Origin of the sequence: Chamaesiphon sp. VAR_48_metabat_135_sub (assembly GCF_031418915.1) — a bacterium.
Lineage (GTDB): Bacteria > Cyanobacteriota > Cyanobacteriia > Cyanobacteriales > Chamaesiphonaceae > Chamaesiphon.
The window spans coordinates 1-2,796 of the sequence record NZ_JANOJV010000187.1; the positions used below are offsets into that span (position 1 = coordinate 1).

The following is a 2,796-nucleotide window of genomic DNA, read 5'->3' on the forward strand; positions in this document are numbered from 1 at the left end:
GAAGTGCTCTACCACTGAGCTATGAGGGCGTTTGTGAAAGTGGGCCGAGCTGGATTTGAACCAGCGTAGGTCTCCCAGCAGATTTACAGTCTGCCGCCATTAACCACTCGGCCATCGACCCATTTGTTTCACAGTTACTAACAATAGCATAAGTCTCTCAAAACACCAAGCAATTTGCTAAATATTTGTTGAAGCTGTAGATTCTAGCTCCGAGAGAAGTCCGCCGCAAGCATCCGTAAGGAGGTCGATAACGTAGTCAAAGCCTTCTGCACCGCCATAATAGGGATCGGGGACTTCTTTGTCTGGGTGCTGAGTGGCGAAGTCACACATTAGTTTAACTTTGTGTCGATATTGCCCTTGAGTATCTAGCGCGAGAATATTCTGATAGTTTTCTCGATCCATCGCCAGGATGAGATCGAAGGCTGTGAAGTCAGCTTTGATGAATTGTCTGGCACTGCCTTTCATCGGGATATTCCGTTTGGCAGCGGCGGCTTGCATCCGTCGATCGGGTGATTTTCCAGTATGATAGTTGGCAGTTCCAGCGGAGTCACATTCAATCTGATTACCAATTACAGATTTGGCGGCGAGATGATTCATGATATTCTCGGCTGATGGAGAACGACAGATATTACCGAGACAGACGAAGAGGAGTTTCACGTTAAGGGGTAGGGAGTAGAGGGTAGGGAGTAGGGAGGAGATGTTGGGGAATTTAGAGGATCGATCTAAGCCTTTCGATCGAGTCCAAATAGTTGGGAATTGATTCGCCTGTGGTAATACAGGCGGCGCGATCGACAACAATGGGATCGATACCTGCGAATATTTTACCAAATTCGAGGGTTTTACCTCGATCGGGTTTCCACTTAGAGCTGATAATTGTCCAGATAGTTTGGAGTTGGACGGGAGCAGCGACTATCGTCGTAGGAATCGCGCTCGAAACATCGGTAGGGGTAATTCATGACTTACCTCACCTATATTTTTCGCATAAAAAAATGGAGTTAGTTAAATTAATAACTAGCTCCATTCAAGTTTAAACCCCGATTTCCCTTCGTAACGAGTGCAAATGAGAGCAACATTACTAACAAGAATACTTTTGAACTTTGGTTGCCGATTTAACTGGCTTAAACCAACCTTCATGTCCTAAATATAACTGAGCTGATACTCGATCGACCTCAGCCATTTTGCTAAAAGCTACTCTCTTCCCAGTGAAAAATTAGATATCTAGGATGATGAGTGGATAGTGGATAGTACCTAGAAGTAAGTTTTGAGGCTATTTCATCAGTTGTCGTGTACTGGTGCAAGATCTGAGTATGTCGAGTTTAAATTTGGAATTGCAGTGAATTGACTACCGATCCTTTACAAGGGCGATCGGTCGGAGCGAGAATAGAGGCTGGGCATTATAAATAAGGATATAGCGGCGTGAGCGAACAATTTGACTATGATTTAGTAATTATTGGTGCGGGTGTAGGCGGACATGGTGCAGCTCTCCATGCGGTAAGTTGCGGTTTGAAGACGGCAATTATCGAGGTGGGAGATATGGGCGGTACTTGCGTCAATCGCGGCTGTATCCCTTCTAAAGCACTCCTGGCGGCTTCGGGTAGAGTGCGGGAATTGCGGAATGCTCACCATCTCAAAGCGATGGGGATTCAGGTGGATAATGTCAATTTCGATCGAGCCGGAGTTGCCGCTCATGCTAGTAATCTGGTGACAAAGCTGCGGGGAGATCTGACGAATAGTTTGACGCGGTTGAATGTCGAGGTGATTCGCGGTTATGGGAAAATTGCGGGTACTCAAAAGGTGAGTGTGACTACACCTGAAGGCGAGAAAATAATTACCGCTAAGGATGTGATGATTTCTTCGGGTTCGATTCCGTTCGTACCGCCAGGAATTGAAGTTGATGGAAAGACGGTATTTACCAGCGACGATGCGATTAAATTAGAGACAATTCCCCAGTGGATCGCCATTATTGGTAGCGGTTATATCGGTTTAGAATTCTCCGATGTCTACACCGCACTGGGTTCGGAAGTCACGATGATTGAATTTTTCGACCAATTGATGCCAGGATTCGATACTGATATCGCTAAACTCGCCAAACGAATTTTAATCGATCCGCGTGACATCGATGCTCGCCCCAGCCTTCTCGCCAAACGAATTATCCCTGGTTCGCCAGTAGTAATCGAGCTAGCCGATGCCAAAACCAAAGAAGTCGTCGAAATCCTAGAGGTCGATGCCTGCCTCGTAGCGACGGGTCGGATTCCCGATACCAAAAACCTCAATTTAGAAGCTGTAGGGGTACTCGCGCTCCATCACGGGCGCACTGTCCACGAAACAGCGACCGTTCACCTCGCCGATTTCAGCCTGCATGAACTGGAGGAGATCCTTCAACCGGTCTTTGACCACGAGGTGATAATCCTCGCCGTAGGCATATTGACTGATTTTGGGGGCTTCGGGATCGTGTTGTTTTTCGGGATTGAAGTAATTGAAAGTCAGGCAGATGACCGTCTTTGCGCCGGGCACCAGCAAGGTCGGGTCGATGCGCATATCGAAGTGATTTTCCATGTACGCCATGCGCCCGTGCGCCCCCTGATGGAGCCAGGCTTCGAGACGGCGGGCTTCGTCATCAAGCCGTTCGGCACGGGCGAAGCCTACGAACTCGAAGCCGAGTCGCTGCGCCTCAGCGCGTATCATGTCCAAATGAGTTTGAAGTTGCAAGTCCAAGAAGTTTGAGAGTTTGAAGTTTGTGAGTTTGAAGGTTGAGAGTTTGAAGTTTGAGAGTTTGAAGTTTGAGAGTTTGAAGTT

2 protein-coding genes, 1 tRNA gene and 1 pseudogene are annotated in these 2,796 nt (G+C 47.6%); 1 reads left to right on the forward strand and 3 read right to left on the reverse strand.

Annotation, left to right across the window (positions count from 1 at the left end):
• Positions 1 to 40 precede the first annotated feature (40 nt).
• Both RMO55_RS13770 and RMO55_RS13775 read right to left on the reverse strand, forming a co-directional pair.
• Positions 41 to 121 (reverse strand) — tRNA-Tyr (locus RMO55_RS13770).
• 56 nt (positions 122 to 177) lie between these two features.
• Positions 178 to 699: a low molecular weight protein-tyrosine-phosphatase gene (locus RMO55_RS13775; protein WP_396134308.1), complete on the reverse strand. Its 522-nt coding sequence runs from the start codon at positions 697 to 699 to the stop codon at positions 178 to 180.
• 717 nt (positions 700 to 1,416) lie between these two features.
• On the opposite strand from RMO55_RS13775, the pseudogene RMO55_RS13780 reads away from it, so the two are divergent.
• Positions 1,417 to 2,292: pseudogene (locus RMO55_RS13780) on the forward strand (FAD-dependent oxidoreductase); the annotation flags it as partial.
• Here the strand turns inward: RMO55_RS13780 and RMO55_RS22290 are convergent.
• Positions 2,275 to 2,685, reverse strand: coding sequence for an epoxyqueuosine reductase (locus RMO55_RS22290; RefSeq protein ID WP_396134309.1), 411 nt, complete (start codon positions 2,683 to 2,685; stop codon positions 2,275 to 2,277). The pseudogene RMO55_RS13780 and the gene RMO55_RS22290 overlap by 18 nt on opposite strands.
• Positions 2,686 to 2,796: the final 111 nt, after the last annotated feature.

What these genes read in the sequence shown, in the direction of transcription:
- RMO55_RS22290 (WP_396134309.1), bottom strand. Translation starts at nt 2,685, where the DNA reads ATGATACGCGCTGAGGCGCAGCGACTCGGCTTCGAGTTCGTAGGCTTC.